Below are 20,652 nucleotides of genomic sequence, written 5' to 3' on the forward strand. Positions count from 1 at the left end.
TCACGTATTTCGCCTACTGCTTTTGTTGTCACTCTCCCTGTTTTCAGGGCAGATGTCTGCTGCGCAAAATCATGAATCTGCAGATACCAACTACACCGCTTCCGATACGTTCTACAAACTTACGCAACATGACTATCATGAGTTAAAAGTCCCTTATCGAGTTTGGAATACTCGTGACGCTTGGAGCCCTGATGGTTACTACCGCCACTTAAAGCGCGACCTGTTAGGTCTACTGCCTTGTCGTCGAGCTTCTGGCAACGATGGCGAATTGACATTGAGCGTCCTACCCGAGTATCACCTTCTGGTCGCTTTTTTGTCCCCACCCTTATTGGATATCGCACTCAAAGCCACACCTTTGCCAAGTCGTGCACAGTTATCGGCAAGCAAAAGTGCATTTCATCTTCCGGGGTGGAAGCAAGCCAATTTACTTTACGTGTTTAAACACAGTCGCGACGCTTAGCTCGCACATTGACTGTACTGACATTAATACGGATACCTTCAGTACTAGCCAAGGATGATCTCATCTTTACCCTGAATTAACTCGAGATCCTGATTATGAAAAAAATCGCGACTATCGCCGTTTTGGCTCTAACAACCTTATTCGCTGCGACGTCACAAGCAGCAAAACCTGAAGATATGAGTAATAGTGCGCTTCTAGAGTGTGCAAATGCTTCTAACGCTCGTGCAGCCGTTCCTGAGCATCGTGCTATGTTTCGTCATTACTTAATGGCTGAGCGCGGCTATACATTCAGCCAACTGTCTTCTGCGGAGACTGAGTTCAAAGCACAAGGCATGGATGAAACGAAGATGGAACAGTTCTACAAAACTGAGTGTAAGGAAGCAGGCGAATACCTTTACAACATCGGTTACTGATTCGCGCTCATTGCAAGCAATGTAAATACAGAAAAAGGCGCTGTGATAGCGCCTTTTTTTGCTTTTCAAATTTCTTACCAGAACAATTATGGCAGTTGCGGAGTTGTTTTTGATTTGCTCCAAGCCTTACGCACTTTCACCAATACAAAGCTCATGATGGCAATGGTTAGGGTAATAACCGGTGCAGCCATCAATCCCATGGTCACAATCTTGTTTAGCTTTTCTGGCAACAATGGTAGCAACAAGCCAAGACCGCACAGTAGTAGTGTCCAAAGAATCGCGCTGAGCCACGCAAAGTAATGGAACTTACTAACTCGGTTCACACGTAATCCCATCATCAATGGCAGCAACGAGCGCACCACCGGAATAAAACGCGCACAAAACAGCGCAATCAAACCATGCTTACCCAGCAACATGTCCACTTGTTCTAAGCGCTTCGCTGGTACTGCATTCACCCAGCCTTGTACTTTCGGCAAGCGGTTTAGCCATTTACCTTGCAGATATGCTGCCCAACTGCCCATTGCTGCGCTGACAACAATCACCAACATGATCATAACTGGGTCAAGCACTCCAACCGCTGCCAATGTACCAGAAAGTACTACCACGCTGTCACACGGGAATGGGGCTGCGGGGATAAACCCACTTTCAAGGAAAATAAGTGCACCAACTACAAAGTAAATCAACCCTGCACTACCCGGCGCCATTAGCGCGGTAAAGTCTTGGTGCCACAACGCAAACAGCACCTGAGTAATCGAATCAAACATAGCAAACTCCTAAACATCACAATTAAATTTAAAAACAGATGAATAGGCATCACCTAGCATGCATGAAGCGATAAATGAGATTAGATTCTTGCCCTGTTCCAAGTCGATATTTCGAGCGAGGATAAAAGACATCAATAACGGGCATAGCCACTTTAGATACAAAGCGTTTATTAGAATCCGCAACTACCGTTAGCCAACGCGCAGGTACTACATCAAAGTCATCAGATTCTGGTGATGTATTGGAATGGTTAACGCGCAATGCGTTTCGACTGAATAAGCTGGCGGCAATTTTACGAGATGGTGAGAATGGTGCTTTCTCAAGATGCGCTTCACCATCAATCAAAGAAGAGGTGTAGCTGACCGCGAGGGAAAGTTTTGGCGACGGTGAAGCCTGACTCAAACCAAAAGCCATCAGCGCAACAAAAAGCCCTAATACACAGACTAAGTAAGCACGCACAGAATTCACCTAAACCACAACAATACGCTGTTGTAACTCCGTGCGTGCAAATTTGCAATTCAAATTCTCAATCGGTAGTAAAAAGAGAGTTTTGCAAACCTTTGCTAGCGCTATTTGATGAAAATTTATCCTTCTATTTATTTTTTACCGTAGGGGTAGTTTTCAAACATCTTCGTCACTTCTTCCGAGATTAACTCGTCACGCTTTTCCGTGCTCATTGATTCGGTTAACTTGCGGCTAGAAACACCCTTCCACACCACTTGATTGGCTTTGGTGTCGACAAGTTCAACAACAAGCTTGCCGTACTTCTTCTCTTTATAACGCTCAGGGCTAGAAGTGATCACGCCAAAGCTGTTCCATCCATAACCAACGCTAAAGCTAGAACTCGATGACACCAATTCGGACTCTTTGATGATGTCGTGATGCACATAAAGGTCACCGCCGCTTTGCACGCGCGACAATCCTTTTGATTCCAGTTGAGCAGCCAATCCCTGCTCGATTCTTCGTGCGTCCAAACTGGTTGGGGTTTCAGACTGCTCACCAAAATCAAACGTTTTGTAGGATGAGAAATCCGCTTGCTTGTCGACGTCTGTCGTCACTGTTGTACAAGCCGTTACCGAGACAGCAAACAGTGTTGCCAGTAAACCTTTCCACATACCCTTTCTCCTCTGTATTATCGTGCCGGTCTCTCTCGGCAAATGGTGGTATTCGTTTTTACGTGTGTGGGAAAAAATTGAATCATTTCAACATTTAGTCTTGACCATGAATGCCAAGTGTTCAAATTCAAGACGCGAGAGAGACGAAGAACAGAGTAAATAACTGCCTGAGAAAGAAAACAGATCAATATTTGGAGTTACCTATCGCCAACGTCATCGTGCGCTTTTTGAGCGAATTGGTATTTATTTGCTCATTAAGCAACTCATTGAGCAAAAAAGACTTTTCTTTTGAATTTAATCTGGCATATTGGATGAGTCCTATCGATGCGCGGGCATCGTATAATGGCTATTACCTCAGCCTTCCAAGCTGATGATGCGGGTTCGATAAATGTAGACCCAAAATCATACTTTAACTAACAGGTGAGTGAGTGAATTGCTTATCTTATTGGGCTTGAAGGACACCGCAAGTAAGGCAAGCTAAAGTATATTTACTTTTAGTTTGAAAATGACCTTACTTTATGCTCTACTCTAGAGCATAGACAATTTGATTAGTCACTCCAGATTTATGAGTGTACTCTGAGCGCGTATCGTATAATGGTAATACCTCAGCCTTCCAAGCTGATGCTGCGAGTTCGATTCTCGCTACGCGCTCAGAGTACACTTTTTCCTTTTAGCTCGATCAGCTACTACTCTCTCCCTATCAATACTAGAAATATAGTCATATCTCGTGTGATGCTGTATTTGAAGTCATGCTCTACACTGTTACCTAAAGTTTGCTTCGGGTGAACGGTTGGCACTCCTGTCGCTATCCGCGATTGGTTTGTTTGATATAGCGGTAAAGTGTGGCAATTCCTATCCCAGCAGCCTTCGCTGCTTTCTCCTTACTCATCCCTTTTTCAACATACTTCAACGCTTCTATGCATTTGTTTATCGTCGATTGAGTTTGTTGTTTACCTTTGTATTTTCCTTCTGCCTTTGCTCTCTCTATGCCAATGAACTGCTTTTCTAGCATTTGCTCACGTTGCATTTGGGCAACGGCTGAAAGAGTGGTGACAACTAATTGACCAGTCGCACTGGTGATGTCGATACTTCCTAAGTCGGCAATGAAAATTTTGATCCCGTCAGATTTGCATCTATCAATTAAGTCGAGCACATCACGAGTGCAACGACCCAGTCTGTCGATTGATTGAGTGACAATCTGATCTTGAGGCTTTAGTGAATCCATCAGCCTTTGCCACTGCTCTCGGTCAGTTGTATTTTTAGCACTGACTTTCTCACTAAAGATTTTGTCGAAGTTAAAACCTGTCGATTTAAGCAACGCTATCTGCTGTTCAAGGTTCTGCTCTAAGGTACTAACCCTTGCATATCCGTATATCGCCATAATGCACATACCTCTATCATTAACATAGTTATAAGATAAATCTATCATATAGGTTTATCAATCTCTAAATGATAGTGGAATGACATCCTGTCTTTGGCTCATACCTATCTGATAGGTAAGAAAATGTGGTTCACCTCAGAAAGTACCGTAATGATCATCATACTGAGAACCTTTATTGAACAACGCTAATGTTAAATGCCTTTTGCCTAACTAATTGGTGAATATGACTATTCTAATTTTCTCGTAAAACCAGTATGTTGGAGTGTTAGGAAGTTATCAGGCAGCGAAGCATGAAGAAACCACTCGATCAGGTAAGAATTAGAGGCGCAGGCTATAAACCTGTTTTGGATGATGTCCCTCAATACACGCCATCGACAGAACGGGTAAAAGACACACCAGAGCCAACACCTACCCATGAGTGTAATATTAAAATACTTTGTACACTTGAAGAACTAAATCAGCTTCAGGTGGGAGTTTGGTCTTTGGCTAAAACATCGAACGAGCCTAAAGTCATGAGTTGGACTAAAAAAGCAACGCAAGAGAGTGAGGTGTTACTTTCGGCTAAGTGCTTATCCAATGAAGAAAAGAGCTTACTTCATGATGTATTTGTTGATGCTGGTCATATTACTCAGCAAACTATCACACCGAAGCCTATTAACTCATCACATATACATGCTGAGTACATCCCTGTTAAGTTAATGGTGCAAGTTTCAGAAAGCGGCTTAGCTTGGGCTACACATGGTTACTATTACCACTTCCTTGATGGAGTATTAGCCAAAGAATACAAAGTGGCGGGTGATGATCGTTGGTCTTTTTATCTGACTCGTTCAAAAGCCCTCTTTTTGTCTGATGAACTATTATCTGACCATCATTACACTTCTATTTTATTGCCTTATAAGCTAGAAGAGAAATCGCTGCCACCTCAACATATTCTTTTTAGAACTGAAAAACTGACATCTGAAGAGCTAGCAAATATTAACCATGCATGGCTTGAAGAGAACGCAGTTACATTAGATATTGAACAGCTCGTTTCTATTCGACAAACAGATCTTCTGGAGCGTCCAAAAGATACTGAGTCACAAAGCGACTTTAAAGAAAAGTCAGCCCCAACTCACACAGTTAAGACTCACGTTGATACAGGGCAAAGCGAAACTTGGACAGATATTGCAGCTCAGTATGGACTTGCTCCCAAGGAACTACTGACACTAAATCCTCTTTATGAACAAGACCCATTATCGCTAAAAGTCGGCGATAAACTTCAAGTAAGGGAGTGGCAAGCACCAGAACAATGCAGCATATCGGATCAACCACATCCGATAAAAACCATTGAAAAAGCCCATTCTTTAGGTGATGTATGGGGAAAATATCAACATACGACCATCAATGATAAGTTGGTTAATATTTCCCAAGATCAAAGCGTGTCGGCTAACACTCCTGTTATCAACGCCACTCACACGTATTGGCCTGCCTATAACTTCCTTGCTAAAGAAGGTGAAAAACAGATAGAGGTGATTTATCGCAGCCAGACAGCAGAGATCGCGATCTTTACGCCTGAAGAGTGGAAAAAACTGTTTGAGATTTGGGACTTCAATGGTGATGTTAAGACCGTCAAAGACTCGCTAACAGGGTTATATAATGCCAGAGAAACTGCCAAAGCACTTGGTGGCTTGGGTGTGACCGCTATTGTCAAAAACATCGATGGTGTCGAGTATCTCTATTTAAATAATTACGATAAGTTTAAACAGACAATTTTGCATGGTGGCGTCTTCCGTGCCGATAACCCTCAAGTGGTGAAAATGGGAATGGGTGCTCTTGATTCAGTTAAAGGCATGACCCGTTACGTGAAAACTTACGCCCCAGCCGAATTTCTTCTTGGCTCAGGGATCAATGGTCTTAAATATCTATTAACCGATGACTATACACTAAGAGAATTAGGTGTTGATGAAGCTAAGCTTTTGGTTCATGCGGTAAGTGTTGCTGGTACTGCTTTAGTTTTGGGTAAAATCGTCGCATTTGGAGCAGGATTGTTATCACTTCCTGTAACGGTTCCCGTATCTTTAAGTATCCTTGCTTTCTCTGCTTTTGGGGTATGGTTTATTGATAAAGAGACTGATTTTGAGAAAAGACTAGTGGAGGCTGTCGTTGATGAATTCGATGGCGAATAAAATAGGTTGTATCGCTTTTGTTTTAACTGCATTCGCAATTTCGGTTATTACTTGGTGGGTTTATTGGCAATTTTATGTTGTACAAATTTTTAATCCTTCATCGGAATTAGTTGCTGATCCGCTATATTTTATGTCAATAATCTTTGGAGTGTCTGGTTCTATTCTTGGCATAACCACGCTGTTATCTTTACCTTTAATTACATACGTTTGGTATAAACAAGCTGAAATAACGTTAACTCCGCAGCCAATGAAAATGCGTTATTTTACTCTGCGAAATATAAAGAAGTTTTTTCTTATAGTAGCAATCATCGGCGGTGGTTTTTCCTTCGTGTCTAACATCATCTTACTTCACAAGATCATTCCTGATAACGGCTATGTGCTTTGCCCGAAAAAGATCGGCTACAAAAAGAATTTACTTCGAGACTACGTTCTAGATGTCAGCCAGTGTGAAAAGTTTTAGGTAGGAAAGAGTTCTTACTCAGAGAAGGTTCACGGTGACGCTGAGCCTTATTTTTGGCGTGAACAACGCTTGGTGTTTAATTCGAGAAAGGTTTTATAGTTTGCAAGATAGTATAAATGCAATTGATGACCTAGATGTTAGTAATAAGTGGAAGCGCCGTTTTCATCTATTGAAAAATCTAGGGGCAGATGAACTCAGCCATGCTTTGATTCTGAAGAGTGAAGCATATAGGGCATTGTCTTTTAAAGAACGTATCTCTTTTATTTCTAATTTTGCTGCGTTTTTTGGTGGTTTTATATACTACTTTTATAAGCGTATGCATCTAAAAGGCTTGGTAATTCTTTCTTTATCTATGCTTTGGATAGCTGCTCTAGCAGGAATTGAGTTTGTCAGTGGTGTCGTCATTCCTGATGTGGTTTTTTGGAGTTTATCAGCGTGCTTGTGCTCCCAGTGGGCTAACTATGACCTGTATCGAAAAACATTCCATAGCGAGCAACTATGGGATTGGATTCCAGCGCGGTGGCGAAATAAATCAAGTGTTCTTTGGTTTCTAGCTCTGTGTGCAACAATCTGGGGTGGTTCAATTTACTACACTGCTACGCATACATACTCAACTTATGCGGCATATGATGATCCAAATGCTCTACGTATTCCTTGTGGCTCATTCGTGATGTTTGCCACTCAAGAAGAAGTTGATAGCTATGGTCGAGATGTCATTTGCAATCAGTAACTCCGACTTGACTCGGTGACGACGATATTCAGACTTAAAATGACTAGGTAATATAAGCAGATGCTGAATCGCCTTTACTTTCACCTTGAGCAACGGAAGATATTGTATCAGGGTAAAGAAGATATAAGCCCTGAAGTTGCTAAGGCAATGTTTTCAAAGCTGAATACGGGGTACTACACGTCACAGGAAGAAGAGTTCATCATGAAGCTGTTTGTGAAGAAGTCCTTTCTAAACAAACGAAATGGTGAATATGAGTTTATTAAGAAAAGTAAACCTTATAAGCCGAATGTTATCCCCAAAAATATTCGGATTCTCTTTCTATCGATTGCGGCTGGGTTAGTGCTCTATGGTTTGTTTGGTATTAACCACGGAGAAATTTACTTACCTTCCAAACGAGGGCATGGCATTACTTTTGTCGGTGATTCTCTTTATGTTTTATTTGGCTCTTTTGTGATGCTTGCTATCGCCTGTATCATTATTGTCGTGGATCACTACGATAAGAGGAATAACGAGCACCTCTATGATTTAGCGTTAAAAGGGCTTGGCTATGTCAGCTTAGCCTTCTACATCGCGGCTTGTATTTGGAGCTTTGCGAGTTAAAAGGCTTCGCAAGCTGCGTGAACGCAGCAGCTACGATATTGATTAACTCACTCTTTGCCATTGATTTCGAAGTGTGACGACAGGTCTCTCTCTTTGATTGGTGGCATAGAGGTACTCTTCGTGGATCAGCTTGTCCAGCCAAGTTCTGCGCTTGTACCGTGCGCTCAAGCTCGTTACTGCTTTTTTGAAGTTCGCTTCGGAGCCAACGATATGCAGTTCATCTTCTGTTCGAGTTATCGCAGTATATAACCACGCACGGTCAACCATTGGTGCGCCATCCAATGCCACTATGGTTCGTTTAAATTGAGAGCCTTGCGCTTTATGTAGCGTGATCGAGTAGGCGCGTTTCAACGAATCAAAGAGTGCTCTGGTCAGGTTGACCTCTTTGCCGTCATCCGTTCTTACTCGACCTAGGTGATTCCCTCTTGACTCAATGCTTTCTAATACGCCAAGCGTGCCGTTTTGAACGCCTGCTTGGTAGTCATTGATGGTAAATATCACAGGGTCATTGATTCTAAAGTCTGTCTCTAGTTTTTCATTACTGTACATATGAACATACATGGCTGCGCCATCAGGATTTACCATCTTTTGGCAGGATTCGTTAATTTCTGAAGTGATCTTTATTGAGGAAGAGACCACTTGACTGTCTGAGGGAGCCTCTGAGTAAAGCCTTGTACAGGTCTCCACGATATCTTCGTCACGGACGGGATGAAAATGAATGCATCCTGTACTCAACTCTAGCGGTACGATCCCATCATTGACTGATTTTGAGTATTCGGGTATTCCAGAGGATTCAGATTGCCTTTGCACAATATCAAGCTTCACGACAGAAATAAGCTCTGAATCAATCATGTCAGACAGCACTAAACCTGAGCCGATGGACGGTAGCTGGTCACGGTCTCCGACAAGCAAGAAGCGAACTGACGGATCTGAATGCGTCACAATCTTATACATGGTGTGCAGATCAAGCATAGAAGCTTCATCGATAACAATAAGGTTTTTGCCTGCGCCGATAGGTGGCTCTCTTAAAAACCTTGCTATCGTTGATGTTGGTAGCTCGATTGATTCATGCAGCCGCATCGCGGCTCTGCCAGAGAGTGCCATCGGATAAATGTTGTATTTCAATGCGGAGTAAGCTTTTAAAACCGTTTTTAGTATGGTGGTTTTTCCTGTACCTGCACCGCCAGTGATAATGGAAATGTGGTGTGACAAGGCTTCTTTGACTGCAAGCTGTTGTTTATTTGCGAGCGTAAAAGGTAATTCATTGATGGCTTGATGCATTGCCGTTTCAGTTGTGTAGTTCCACTTAGCTTCAGAGGTGACGAGCTTCACTAACCTTTTTGCGATCACCGCTTCTGTGACGTACATCCCTACAGGATGATAGTGTTGGGTATCAGGGTCGATGCGGAAGGATAATTTATGTCCTGCCACTTGCATGGCTTTATCGACAACGTCATAGCTGCGCATTATATCAAACAACTTGCTTCTTAGTTCTCCCTTTGTCATGTACGTATGCCCTGAGCGGGTATGGTTACGTATCGTTTGCTCTATCGCAGCAATAAATCGGATATCTGCGTGGCGTTCGATATGAAAGTAAGAGCGAGCAATCTCATCGGCATCTTTGAAGTTCATACCGAAGGTCACAAGTAAGTAGGGATTGTCCTTTAACTCTTCAACGACTGTATCTTTATGATATTTGAAGAGCTTTTGCTGTATCGCAGGCGGTATACCATGAGAGCAAAACCATTCCGTGTACTTTAGGGTTTGATATTTTTCAAAGCCTGCAATGAGTGCAACCGCCGATTTTTCGGTGAGAATACTCAGTAACGGGTTCAGTTGTTGTTTCTCAAGGATCTCAAAGATTCTCGAACCATAGGTGCGCCACAACTCTTTGGCTTTACTTATACCAATACCAACAAAATCACGCTCTTTCGAAATAAAGTTCACAAACTCATTGGAGGCTGATGGCAATACCAGCTTCACACGCTTTGGATTGATGAAGTCAAAGCGTTTAAGTTGATAATGCCCTCGCAAGTCATCAACTATCACGAAATCTCCCGTGATCTGAACGCATTGACCTTCAGAAGGGGCAAAATCCATGACATTCACAGGGCAGCGAACCAGCACATAAGATTTGGCTGAGACCATTTCAGGTTGTGATTTGCGTATGAAGATTCCTGTGAACTGAGCTTCTTTGCTGGTTTCAAAATGGATAGCTGTTATCTCCATATAGGCGGTCATCATAGCTCCACCCCCATACCCATTTCGCTCATGATTTCTTTTAGCTCTTCAAAGCGCTTTAATTCAGCTCTAAGGCGCTGGTTCTCTTCTTCAAGCTCTCTGAGTCGATTTGTATCCACATGGCGCTGAGAAGCGCCCTGATCGTATTTCTTCGGTGAATCCTGAGCGACTTTGCCTGACTCCGTGAGAGCGGGCAGAATATTTTTCTCTCTAAGCTCTGTTTCTAGCTCTTCCAGCAATGCTTTAATTTTCGGGTTTTGCCGCAATGCCGAAAGCCCTACGCCTGATTGAGCGGATAGCTCCGCTCTTGCGAGATTATGTGTTTTAGCATTTACAAGTGGCAGCCAAGTTTTAGAGTCGTAAATCTTACAACCATTGGCGTCCAATGGAGTTTTGCTACTTAACCACGTTTCGAATTTTGAGGCATTTTTATCGCCACTAGAGAGCTTTTTGTCGGCATCTTCTGTTAAACCAAAATCACTCATGAGACCGTCCCGTTAAAGCATCAGTAATGTATTTCCATTCGTCACTGCGAAACAGGACTTGCTTCCGAGAATTGCTGACGATTTTTAACACCGTTTTTTCATTTCGAGTTTCGGTTTGGAAGTATTCAGGAAACTGCTCTGGTAGATTAACTAACTTTGATATTATCTGAGCGAACAGAGCATCTTCGGCTGAGGTGTCTGAAATTACCTCTAATGTCGGAAGCCCTTTTTTAGCAGTCGTTTGGTGCGAGAGCGCAAGGCTAATGGGTTGCTTTCTCGATTGTTCCTGTAGTTTGGCGGTTAATACTTTTCTTTCATTCTCTAAAGCTTGCACCTGCATTTGAAGTGTTCTGACATAAGCTCTTGATTTAGGATCTAATTGATCTACAGGAAAACTCACTTCGCTCCGTTGACTTACTGGAGCCTTATTTTTAGCACCCATGCGTTTATCTTGTTCAATCACATAGAAGGAGATAAACGCCTTAAAATTTACATTATTTGCAATAGATTGATATTTAGGGGGAACGCTCTCTTTCTCTGTTTTTTCAAACAGATCTGAGTTGTCAACGTTTTGGATGAAAGCGGCAATCGTTGAGTTGTTTATTTTCGCACCTGAAGCCAGCATGGTTTTGGCTGCTTTTCTTATGTTTCGGAGTGACATCTTCGAAATGGGCGTACCACACTTCTCTTCACATTGAGCGAAAAGTGCTTCTTCTTCATCTCTGAATTTTTGTTCAATGTCATTGAGTTGTTGTGTCATCTCAAATGTTCTCCTCTAACATATGATGCGTAAGGCTTTTTTGATTTTTGGGTAATGTTAGTTGTTGATCGATCATTGACTGAAGTAAGTTGGCGGCTTTTGTGACCTTCTCCAGTTTGAGTTGGCTGATCTCCATTAATCGTCCGTCAGACAAGGCCGCTATCTCACTTTGACTGAAGTGCTCATTCAAATAATCAGCGAGTTTTAAAGCACCTTTGTTCGCTAAGTGTTTATCTTTGATCCGTGCAAACAAAAAGGAAGAATCAAGGTGACTCACGATAGTATCTAAAAACTCTCGTAACGCCCTGGCTGGGTTTTCTGGAATAGGAACGGAGCCTTTCGGAAGAAGGTACGCTTGTTCAACTATCGTGTGTATTAATTGATACTCTGAACCTGACTTCAAGTTGGCGGTGATATTCACATCTCCGATCAAGGCGGGTTTATTGCCTGACTCGGTATCGTTTGTGTCCCGAAGTTCTTCCGACTGTAACACAGCTAGATAACGGTTCTTCCATGCCTTCATTAAAGGGATTAGCGATTCTTCGATACCCTTAATGCTGGATTGAGTAGAAGTGATTTTGACATTAAGTCTTTGTCGTTCTTCAGGGGTCTCGGCATCTTCTAGCGCCCATTCAATCTCTTCAACACACTCATTGAGGTACTGGATTTCTTTACTGGATTCTTTTAAAACAAACATGATTCGATTCAGCTCCATGATTTGTTCAATCAAAAAATCAAAACCAGTTAGCCAGAATCGACAATTACCACACCCGCCCTGAACAGGAACAAATGCATTATCTTCCTCTGGGTGAGGCATACCTTCTGAGCATCCTGCGCAACCTTTGCCACCGAGAGGACACATCCCGCCCTCGACAGGGGCGAAGGTTGCGATATTTCGATGGTTTAAATCAATATCTGAGGAATGGTCATTGGGAGCAAATAGTTGTCTTTTGTCTTGTCCTAGCAGGACTTTATCACTGGCTGATGGTGCGTATGGCGTGGACTCGTTTGCTTGCAGAATGCTTTCCTTTATGACATCCGATTCTGCTTTGCTATAACCCAAGGTCATGAAAATAGAAGCGTGTCCAGCGATAAACTCCGAGACGATATGTAAAGGCACGCCAATATCGAGTAAATGAGAAATCCCAGCTACTCGTAATGTATGGATATCAAAGATAGATTTTCCATCCGCATCCGTTAGCGTGACATCAAGCCCTTCTTGTCGAAGTTGCTTTTCTGTTTCTAAACACAGCTCATCAAAAATGCGTTCAATTTTATACTTACTGATCGGTGGGTGGGTAATAATGTGCTTACCACTGAGTTTGTAGCTGACAGTTTCTGTTAAGTCTCTGAATACAGGCAGTATAAACGGAACATTTGCCATGACATTTCTGGCATTGGTAATACGCTCTCTATCGGATGGAAGATGGTCGAACCTTAGAGGCTGCGCATCGGCTGAATATTGTTCAAGCCATTGAAGTTGCTCAAATAATACATTGTATGGATGATTTAAGCTTTTCTCATAGGTGTGTTGAGGATTAGATATGTAAGGCCAAGGGATCTCATATCCATTTTTTTCATCAGGCGACCACATCTGAGTTTTGTTCGTATTGATATAAATGGAAAAGTCGGAATCTCCCGACATCAATCGGTTTGATGGGCGTTGTAAAACGCCAACGGCACCGCCATTCACATCCCATTGTGTTCGATGGTATTCACTTTCAAAATGCTTCAAAGGGGATAGGTTTTCTTTAAAGCTTTTGGTTGTCGGGTCAAAGATCTCTTGGTCAAAGTAGCCTTGATCTAACCAACGAGCCTGAACGCCTCGTATCGGCAACAATAACAAAAAAGCGAGAGAGGCGGCTCTGGAAGGGCAAAATACATATTGTTGAGACTCTGGATCTAGGAAATGGTCAGTACGCCCTTTGGCATGATGGCTATTAAGAGCTGCGAGTGAAATTTGCTCTGCCCACTGGTACGTTGGTACACCTTTGCTATCAAAGCCACAAAGTATTTCTACCATTTTATCGACAACCATTGACGTGATTCTGGCTCTTGGTGTTTTTGAGCGTCTTCCTCGACCTGTAAAGTCTACTTTGGGTAGATTTTTAAATGGTGATTCAACATCTCGCTCTTCCAACTTCAGTGTGTTTGCTACGCCGCGATAAAAACTTTTTGCTAGCCCCCATCGGTGTCTTTTGGTCTTCTTGGATTTGACGCTTTGAGTGTTATTGATGTAGTCAAAATAACACTCAGACGCATTTATAAATGGAGAGGGAGTGTATAAATCAATTGGCTTTACATCCCAAGGGCTTAGCGCCCCACGGTATTGAACCGCCCATTTTACAAAATGCATGATGTCAGATTTATAACCATCTGACGTCAATTTTTGTTGATGGAATATTGATAAAGCATCTTGCCATGCATCGGGCAGCGGTTGCGCTACTACACCGATAGGGATATCTGCTGCTGACTCAACAGTAACAGCGCCATTTCTTTCAACCATCTTATAGCGTTCATACCAATGTAATGAATTTGAGTCTTGCTGCTTATAAATGGTGTCGCACATCTCCAGAGGGTATCCTAACCCTACGGACTGTGTAAGCTGCTCCATTATCTTTCGATAACCAAGTCTTGTCGCTCTATCCTCATCGAATAAATAGCCACAAAGTAGTCGAATTTGTATCGGAAAATTCAACGTTTGCCCGATGGATGTGCAAAAGATAAATCGAGACCAAAGAGAGGTTAGAATAGACTTACGATCACTACTGAAAGCTTGCGTGATTGCGTTATCAATATCATTAGAAGCGAGAGCGCGAAATTGTAGTCGTGGTGTTTTCTTCGAATAAGCGGGAAGCCAGCTTTTTGTCACGGTTCCATAAGACAGCAGCTTGAGGTAGATATTTCGATACAGCGAAGACTTTCGTCGATTGGTTTCTGCCAGATGTTCGCCACTAAAAATCAATAAGCAGTCAGCGTCACCTAGTATTGAAATTAAGTCATTGGCAGTCTTTTTACGTTTAACATCATCAAGTTGCTCTATGCACCATAGTATTTGTTCTGCAATGTGACCACATCCCAACTTGCTTATAGCGTGTTTTCTGCTTAGCAGTAATGCAGGGAAAAGGTTGATGTCAAGCTTTGCCAAGGCTTCTTCTGTGATCGCATCAGCCCAAGCTTCAAACATCATCAACTCATCAATGATCTTACCAATGACCTCTTCGACTTCGTCTGTTGTAAGACTGAAAATATAGCCTCGCAATGACTTTCTATTTTTTACGGGACTTTTCTCCGCATAAGACGCCAACCAAGCATCAAGAGCTTTGTTTCCTGTAGCTGACATCAAAGTAAAGTTACGAGATTTAGACTTGTTAGCATGAAACTGACGGTAAAAATCTAAAGAGAGTTGAATGAGCGCTTGTTTAAAAGCAGCCATGAGATTTTTTTCAATATGCTCTATTAGCACTGATGCATTCGTGTTTTGAAAGCGTAAGTTAGAGGAAAGATTTACCAGTATTGGATCTTCATTTTCTTTAAATGAAGGGACTTGAATTAAAGCGCCTGAGAGTGTTCCTGCTGCGTGTAGTTCAAGTAAGTGAGCATTATCTTTAATGATGATATCTGGTGTCATGATTATCTCAGCCAGTTGTTTGGATACTGGTATTTAAAGTGTTGGTCGAAATCTGCCACAGCAGGAAGGTCTAATGGGACATCGGATGGTTCGCCAATATGCTTATGATGAGCAAGTAGCAGTTCGTGACGAACGGTAGCATCCGATAAGTGGTAGTAGATCTGCGTACTGGAAATCTGACTGTGATGCAGCATCCCTTGAAGCTTTGTGATGTCTATCTTCAACACAGTGGCGCAATAAAATCCGAATAAATGCCTTAATGAATGCAAACCATAGCCTTTTCCTGCCAGCCCCATTTTTGCGAGTGAACGTTTTAATGAGGCATTGATAGCGGATATCGTAAGAGGCAACCCATACTCATCGTCGGTTATTTTGATGAACAGCCAAGGATGCCACGGCCAGCCATTAGGGTTTGCTTTTCCTGTACTAGGGTTGCGATAAATGTAGGTGTTCATATATTCTTCAAACACTTTAGCGGCATAACGACCTATTTCTGGGGAGCACCAGAACACTTCGCCATCTCTGCTTGATGCTTCCGAAGGGGTAAACGATGCTTCTAAAAACGTCATTCCTTTAAAACCAGAATGCAACCCGTCATTACGATTCAATACCTGATCTCTGGTTTGTAGGTGCCTTAGTGGGTGATTTGGTGGTAACTGCTCATTCGCGTAATTCTCTTCCATGTATTCTTTTCTGGTGGTTTTCCTGATGTTGCCATCAGAATCTTTCCACGAGATTTCACCATAAGTCGGGTCATCCAGGCGAACTCGAAGCATATGATTGTTATCGATACCAATAACATCATCAAAAAAGGTATGTAGAGGTTCAGATCTTCGAAGAGAGCCTCCGCCATACATCAAAAACACTAATTTATCTCTGGGATTGCCAAGGGTCTCTATTAGCTCTATAAAACGGTCAGCGGGAAAACACTTATTTATTCTGTCTTGTAAGCGCTTCGCTCGCTTATGGACTCGGTCTTCTCGAACAGAAATAGAAAATTCTTCTTTTTCATGCTCTTGAGCTGGGAAAAGGTGTAATAAAGCGTCCCAACCTGAACGTTGTTTAAAGGCAAGGTACTTTTCATAAGAGGATAGAAAGACAGTTTCAGAAGGATTTAACCTGTCAGCACCGTGAAATGCACTTTGAAACTTATCAAAATCATTAATGTGTCGAAGGTACGTTGTTTTTATGCTTTTGGCTTTGACGGGCTTCCAGCCAAGAAAGGCTAATTTGAGATAAGAATCGGATGTTAACGTACAGAACTGATCTGTCCCAAACATCTTAGCATCAAGAAACTTTTCAATTAGTCGATTGGTATCATAATCGTCACCTTCATGGATGGTGAGCACTTTATGGAAATTATACAAATGACCAATTGCTCTCATTGCTTCTTCTAGTGATGAAGGAGTGATTCCTTGCTTTATCATCCCGCTGATCCATTGGTTAACACCAATTGCAGGCTCTCCATCAAAAAACATGATAGGGATATCGAACTTGGGGTATTCGGTGGTTCTGACCCACTTGATTGAATAAAAACTGAAGAAATCCATCATAATCCCTTAAAGTACAGAAGTATTAAAGTATGATGCAGATGTCTTGATTTTGAAAGGTGTTTTTACTAGAATTATTTTTTGTTGCAATGTGAGATCTTACTGCTATAATGCGCCGAACTCTTCTTAAGGAAATGACTAACAAGGCTTAAGAGCATAATTCTCAGCGCTTTGAAGTTTCTAAAGCGGAGAGTATAGGGCAACATAAAGTATATCGTTTTAGGTCTACCTTTTTCGATTCCCGCTGCCCGCTCCAAGCTTTCCCTTAAGTTAATCTTTTTCTCAGATTTCCCAAATCTATCCTTTAAATTCTTACTTCACTGCTTTCACGCTGTGGCTGTAATCAATCTCTTGTATTTGCTACCCCAAACTGCAGGCATAAAAAAGCCCCTGCAAAATACAGGGGCGCGTCTTCGTTATAATGTTCCCCATATCTTTGGGGTTAATCCAACTGAAGTGTCGTGAACGTGTCGTTTTTCAGCCCGCCACCAGCGCGTTTCTTCATGGTGACTTCGACCGATCGCTTCCCTTCATTGACGCGATAACGTATGGCTTGAGCAAGGTATTTGTCATTTCGCTTCAAGTCTCTAGCGTCAATCTTTAACGTACGATTTTGACGATTTACCGTGCAGCGATAATCCCAATCATTTTTGCCATTTTTCAAAGCCAGCAAAATACGTTGACCTGACGTTCCCGCCGTTTTAATCCCGCGGGGCTGCTTTTCTATCGCCAGTGCTAACCCTGCTTTACACAGCTGATCTGCACTAAAAGCAGGTGCTGCGTATGCGTACCCAGAGCTGAGCATAGCGGCGGTCATCGTTACAATTGAGAAAACTCGATTAAATGCCATCGTCCGTCCCTTAAAACTTACAAAACACCGTACGCATTAAAACAACATTACCGAATACTGTCAAGAATAAATGGTATGGCGTTTAGTTAACCATAAGAAACCGCTATTCCAAGGTGTCAGACGGAGGCGCAAACAAACACCGCCAGCGCTGACGCCAAGATAAGTTTGGACGAGTCACTTCTTTGAACATGTCTTTCCATTCTGCAAACGTCACGGTAATAGGATTAAAGCTGTTAACAGGTTTTGAGATGCCATAACGAACCGTTTCAACTTCTGGCTCGAATGTACCGAACATGCGGTCCCAGATGATCAGCACGCCAGCGTAATTCTTATCGATATATTGACGATTCACACCATGATGAACGCGGTGATGAGATGGCGTATTGAAGACCCATTCTAAAGGGCCAAGAGAACGAATCGACTGAGTATGAACAAAGAATTGCAGACCAAGATTGAGCAGTACAACAAACACCACCCACTTAGGATCAAAACCAATAATGACCAGTGGCAACCAGAACAACCACATGCCTGCCAATGGGTACATTAGGCTTTGACGAAATGCGGTACTGAAGTTCATGCGCTCTGAACTGTGGTGCACCACATGTGCTGCCCACATCCAACGGATACGATGACTTGCTCGGTGGAACCAGTAATAGAAAAAGTCTTGCAAAACCATTAGCAGTAGGAAGGTAGAAACCGTCATCTCGATATCAAATAAGCGCCAACCAAACCACCATAAGTACAGCTTGGCGATAAGCAACCCTGTTAAGATATCTGTCGCTTGATGAAGCCCTGCCAATACAAAGTTACACACCACTTCGGGTAAATAATATCGAGCACTCTCAGGTAATCTTCCACCACGCTGTCCAAACCAATATTCTGCAGCAATGCAGAGAAAGAATATTGGCGCGAGCAACATCAACAATAACTCAGGATGTTCCGTAATTTGTGACCATTCCATAGTCCGTTCCTACCATTTCGCGTAGTGATCTTCGGTGAGTCCCATCACCTCTTCAAGTTCGTGTTTAATACCATTGCCATCAATCAAATAGCCAGAAAAGTAACCAACAAACTGACGAAAGTTACTCTTTAAAAACCAAAAGTTCTTTTTCTCTGAGCGTTGGTTTTTAGGTTTGAAGATCAAGTCGATGCGCTTGTCTTGTGAGGTAATTCTCCATGACGCTTCTTGATGCAGGCGAGAAAATTCGAATTGGACAGGTGGCATCAAATGCCGTTCACCATCAATCCAAATCACGTTTTCACAATGCCCGGTTTCGTTGACTCCAGCAGCAAAGTTCAGCCCTATCCTTTTACCTTCACAATGATGATTAATGCTCGCCCATCGCCAACTGGTTTCCCGTCGCATATACCCGGCAGAGAAGTCATACCCAGCGACTGCGTTGGTTAAATCTTGTGGTTGCCCTTTCACACTCATTTCACCTTGAACAGCGAGCGCGTTGTGTTTTTGGGTGTAGGTCCAACCGGAATACGCGGTTGGCGTGCAGAGCATCAACGGCAAGCTTTCTGACTCAGGTTTTAACCTCAAATCAGCTTGAATAAGGTCTGTTGAAAGCTGTATGTGCCAGAGTCCATGTTCAATCTTGAATTGAATGGCATCGTTAGCGAGATAGGCGTGGCTGTTCCAGCTAGAAGGTTGTGTTTGATAACCCATGTTGAGCGGCTTTAGCCACTGCTGTTCAACGAGCTCATGAGTTTCTGTATCAAACACATAGCAAAAGCCAGACGCCAAATAGCGAATATCGGCAATCGCAACACCAATGATGTATTTCTCTGTCACGATCGAGACAAACAGGAACTGTTTATAGTCGAATCGCTTTCGCCAACTCGATGCAGGTAGGTCCAACTCATTAAGATACTGAAACGCATCCAACTGAAGTGATTCGGGAATCGATGCTAAATGACCAAATTGAGGTAATCCATTCGCTTGAATAAAGGGATTCAAAGGTGTTTGCACATCCATGCTCGCTATTAATCAATGACACACCATTCGATATTAACATTAATTTAACAACAAACAGTTTGCGCCACTGCACAACATTGGTTCAGTTCTCGGCTTCAAATGAGCTGAAATGTGAAACCAGTCACCCATATTCAAACCATTGAACGGTTAATTAGAGCTTTAACTTAGGTTGGATGAAATCAAGGAAAGCGGAAATGCGCAATGAGACGGATGAAGATTTGTAGTAAACCGCGTTGATCTGTTCACGACCAGTATTAGTGATTTTGTCTGATTCCAATATCGGCACCAAGCGCCCCTCTTCCATGTCTTTACGCACCATAAAACCGGACAAACACGCAATGCCATTGCCTGCTAGCGCCAGTTGGCGAATGGTCTCACCGTTACTGGAAAGCAAATTTGGCTCTATCTCTGGTGCGCCTTTTAATGGCAGTTTGTTGAGGATCTTCGGCTCAGTGAATCCGATAATGTCGTGATGAGCAAGGTCAGTTGGCTTTTGTGGAATCCCTCTGTGTTTGAGGTAATCCGGTGAGGCAACCAAATACAACTCGCTCTTACCCAGCGCTCTTGCATGCAAAGTAGAATCAGACAGTTTACCGATACGAATCGCCACATCGGTGCGCTTTTCTAATAGATCAACGAAACCTTCGTTGGACGTAAGCTCCAATTCAATCTGCGGATAGGCTTCACGGAAAGGTTTAATCAGGTCAACAAGTTGATGGAAGACGAATGGACTTGCGGCATCCACACGCAGCGTCCCTTGAGGCGTTTCTCCTAATGAAAGAATGCACTCTTCCGCCTGCTGAATGTACTGCATTGCGGTGCGCACATGCTCGACAAATCGGCGACCTTCATCGGTTAACTCAACGCGGCGTGTGGTGCGGTTTAGTAAAGAAACGCCAAGCTGTTGTTCAAGACGACTGACTGAACGAGAAACTCTCGCCACTTGCACATCTAGTGCTTCTGCCGCAGCGGAAAAGCCACCACAGTCTACAACCGTTAATAGGATTTCTAGATCATCGGAACGCGTTAACATCGTCTTACCTCACTTTTGTTGCTATAACCATAATT

Annotated in this window: 19 protein-coding genes and 1 tRNA gene; 7 read left to right on the forward strand and 13 right to left on the reverse strand. The window is 42.8% G+C overall.

All coding sequences use genetic code 11. The features are described from left to right. The first annotated feature begins 52 nt into the window (after positions 1–52). Both KJB05_RS24520 and KJB05_RS24525 read left to right on the forward strand, forming a co-directional pair. Positions 53–460, forward strand: coding sequence for a hypothetical protein (locus KJB05_RS24520; RefSeq protein ID WP_208445164.1), 408 nt, complete (start codon positions 53–55; stop codon positions 458–460). A 95-nt stretch (positions 461–555) separates the two neighbouring features. Then, positions 556–873: a hypothetical protein gene (locus KJB05_RS24525; protein ID WP_009704127.1), complete on the forward strand. Its 318-nt coding sequence runs from the start codon at positions 556–558 to the stop codon at positions 871–873. A gap of 86 nt (positions 874–959) precedes the next feature. On the opposite strand, the gene KJB05_RS24530 is transcribed toward KJB05_RS24525, so the two are convergent. The 3 genes from KJB05_RS24530 to KJB05_RS24540 all read right to left on the reverse strand — a co-directional run bounded on the left by KJB05_RS24530 (position 960) and on the right by KJB05_RS24540 (position 2,750). Next, complete coding sequence (locus tag KJB05_RS24530; protein WP_005435728.1) at positions 960–1,637, reverse strand: VTT domain-containing protein; 678 nt, start codon at positions 1,635–1,637, stop codon at positions 960–962. Positions 1,638–1,686: 49 nt separating this feature from the next. Beyond that, on the reverse strand, positions 1,687–2,094 hold the full coding sequence (locus KJB05_RS24535; RefSeq protein WP_208445142.1) for a hypothetical protein: 408 nt from the start codon (positions 2,092–2,094) through the stop codon (positions 1,687–1,689). A 137-nt stretch (positions 2,095–2,231) separates the two neighbouring features. Then, positions 2,232–2,750 carry a DUF4136 domain-containing protein gene (locus tag KJB05_RS24540; protein WP_208445141.1) on the reverse strand — a complete coding sequence of 173 codons (519 nt, stop codon included), beginning with the start codon at positions 2,748–2,750 and terminating at the stop codon, positions 2,232–2,234. A 580-nt stretch (positions 2,751–3,330) separates the two neighbouring features. On the opposite strand from KJB05_RS24540, the gene KJB05_RS24545 reads away from it, so the two are divergent. Further along, a tRNA-Gly gene (locus KJB05_RS24545) sits at positions 3,331–3,401 on the forward strand. A 154-nt stretch (positions 3,402–3,555) separates the two neighbouring features. Here KJB05_RS24545 and KJB05_RS24550 read toward each other — a convergent pair. Then, positions 3,556–4,179: a recombinase family protein gene (locus KJB05_RS24550; RefSeq protein ID WP_241739714.1), complete on the reverse strand. Its 624-nt coding sequence runs from the start codon at positions 4,177–4,179 to the stop codon at positions 3,556–3,558. A 242-nt stretch (positions 4,180–4,421) separates the two neighbouring features. On the opposite strand from KJB05_RS24550, the gene KJB05_RS24555 reads away from it, so the two are divergent. Genes KJB05_RS24555 through KJB05_RS24570 form a run of 4 tightly spaced genes read left to right on the forward strand, consistent with a single transcriptional unit; the run spans position 4,422 to position 8,086 of the window. After that, a complete protein-coding gene (locus KJB05_RS24555) occupies positions 4,422–6,296 on the forward strand; it encodes a LysM peptidoglycan-binding domain-containing protein (RefSeq protein WP_052036773.1) in 1,875 nt (624 codons plus the stop codon). Then, positions 6,277–6,756 (forward strand): DUF1240 domain-containing protein, encoded by a 480-nt coding sequence (locus tag KJB05_RS24560; protein ID WP_042770331.1) that lies wholly within the window; start codon positions 6,277–6,279, stop codon positions 6,754–6,756. The genes KJB05_RS24555 and KJB05_RS24560 overlap by 20 nt, the downstream gene beginning before the upstream one ends. Positions 6,757–6,790: 34 nt before the next feature. Beyond that, a complete protein-coding gene (locus KJB05_RS24565) occupies positions 6,791–7,486 on the forward strand; it encodes a DUF2628 domain-containing protein (protein ID WP_244142980.1) in 696 nt (231 codons plus the stop codon). 60 nt (positions 7,487–7,546) lie between these two features. Next, the gene (locus tag KJB05_RS24570; RefSeq protein ID WP_191686351.1) at positions 7,547–8,086 is read left to right on the forward strand and encodes a hypothetical protein; all 540 of its coding nucleotides are present in this window, start codon (positions 7,547–7,549) and stop codon (positions 8,084–8,086) included. 42 nt (positions 8,087–8,128) lie between these two features. Here KJB05_RS24570 and KJB05_RS24575 read toward each other — a convergent pair whose 3' ends face one another. From KJB05_RS24575 to KJB05_RS24615, 9 genes are all read right to left on the reverse strand, one after another. Then, entirely contained in the window at positions 8,129–10,330 is a 2,202-nt protein-coding gene (locus KJB05_RS24575) for an AAA family ATPase (protein ID WP_082309562.1), read from the reverse strand. Further along, the gene (locus tag KJB05_RS24580) at positions 10,327–10,812 is read right to left on the reverse strand and encodes a VPA1267 family protein (protein WP_052036771.1); all 486 of its coding nucleotides are present in this window, start codon (positions 10,810–10,812) and stop codon (positions 10,327–10,329) included. Before KJB05_RS24580 ends, KJB05_RS24575 begins: the two co-directional genes overlap by 4 nt. Next, positions 10,805–11,572 carry a hypothetical protein gene (locus KJB05_RS24585; protein WP_042770329.1) on the reverse strand — a complete coding sequence of 256 codons (768 nt, stop codon included), beginning with the start codon at positions 11,570–11,572 and terminating at the stop codon, positions 10,805–10,807. Before KJB05_RS24585 ends, KJB05_RS24580 begins: the two co-directional genes overlap by 8 nt. A 1-nt stretch (position 11,573) precedes the next feature. Next, a complete protein-coding gene (locus tag KJB05_RS24590) occupies positions 11,574–15,203 on the reverse strand; it encodes a VPA1269 family protein (RefSeq protein ID WP_042770327.1) in 3,630 nt (1,209 codons plus the stop codon). A 2-nt stretch (positions 15,204–15,205) separates the two neighbouring features. After that, entirely contained in the window at positions 15,206–16,756 is a 1,551-nt protein-coding gene (locus tag KJB05_RS24595; protein WP_082309561.1) for a tyrosine-type recombinase/integrase, read from the reverse strand. Between the two features lie 439 nt (positions 16,757–17,195). Then, positions 17,196–17,603, reverse strand: a complete 408-nt coding sequence (locus tag KJB05_RS24600; RefSeq protein ID WP_208446120.1) for a hypothetical protein — start codon at positions 17,601–17,603, stop codon at positions 17,196–17,198. A 103-nt stretch (positions 17,604–17,706) separates the two neighbouring features. Then, positions 17,707–18,564, reverse strand: coding sequence for a sterol desaturase family protein (locus KJB05_RS24605; protein WP_208446121.1), 858 nt, complete (start codon positions 18,562–18,564; stop codon positions 17,707–17,709). Positions 18,565–18,573: 9 nt separating this feature from the next. Further along, positions 18,574–19,584 (reverse strand): DUF2804 domain-containing protein, encoded by a 1,011-nt coding sequence (locus KJB05_RS24610; protein WP_208446122.1) that lies wholly within the window; start codon positions 19,582–19,584, stop codon positions 18,574–18,576. A gap of 151 nt (positions 19,585–19,735) precedes the next feature. Then, on the reverse strand, positions 19,736–20,617 hold the full coding sequence (locus tag KJB05_RS24615; protein WP_009704115.1) for a LysR family transcriptional regulator: 882 nt from the start codon (positions 20,615–20,617) through the stop codon (positions 19,736–19,738). Positions 20,618–20,652 lie beyond the last annotated feature (35 nt).

It is taken from the genome of Vibrio sp. B1ASS3 (assembly GCF_905175355.1).
Taxonomy (GTDB): Bacteria; Pseudomonadota; Gammaproteobacteria; order Enterobacterales; family Vibrionaceae; genus Vibrio; species Vibrio owensii.